This is a genomic window from Streptococcus mitis (genome assembly GCF_001579035.1).
Taxonomy (GTDB): Bacteria; Bacillota; Bacilli; order Lactobacillales; family Streptococcaceae; genus Streptococcus; species Streptococcus mitis_J.
In genome coordinates this window covers 87293-88104 of record NZ_KQ970287.1, presented here as the reverse complement: position 1 = coordinate 88104, position 812 = coordinate 87293, and the positions used below count along the sequence as shown (strand labels likewise).

Sequence of the window (812 nt, the reverse complement as noted above, 5' to 3'; positions counted from 1 at the left end):
CCTTTTCATGAAAAAAGAAGCCTTTCGGCTTCCCTTCTTACAAGACTTTTGCTGAAGTGCGAGTGATTTCTTCCACTTGAATACCATTTGCTTCAAATTTTTCTTTCAAGGCTGGTAAATCAATTGATCCATCGATTTGCACTTCGATAATGACCTTACCATCTTTACGCGGAATATTGACTGTATGAGAGATATTCAAATTTTCTTCTGCAATCAAAGAAACAATCTTTCCGAGGACACCGACTTCATCTTCTGTAACAAAGCGCACACGAATTCCTTCTTCACCATAACCAGCAATTTCAAGAAAAGCTTGGAAAACGTCACGGTCCGTAATAACTCCATAGACTTGATGGTTATCAACGACAGGAAGAATACCAATCTTGTTTTTCAACATCAAATAAGTTGCATCCTCTAGACTCGCATAGCCTGAAACAGTGACAACATCGCGAATCATGACATCTTTTACTTTTGTCTTATTCAGAAGATAATTCATCTCATAGATAGAAAGACTTGTTGCCTTGGATGGACTAGCTTGAGCAATGGTTCCCTCAGTCACCAAACCAACTAATTGATCATTTTCGATAACAGGCAAGCGGTGCAACCCTTGCTCTCTCATCAAATCTGCTGCATGAGATACTGTTGTATCTGGACTAATATAAACTACCTTGCGGGTCATAAAATCTTTAACTGCCATGAGACTTCTCCTTTTCTATTCTTATCCCTATTATACAATCTTTTTGCAAATCTATCAAACGCTTACATTTCTTTTTCAAAATTCAGAAAAGTATGAATAAGCTAGCAAAAAGAGCTCT

General features: G+C 37.6%; 1 protein-coding gene. It reads right to left on the bottom strand.

Translation table 11 applies throughout. The features are described 5' to 3' along the window. Positions 1-37: 37 nt before the first annotated feature. A complete protein-coding gene (locus SMIDD26_RS04875) occupies positions 38-694 on the bottom strand; it encodes a CBS domain-containing protein (protein ID WP_000268659.1) in 657 nt (218 codons plus the stop codon). Positions 695-812 lie beyond the last annotated feature (118 nt).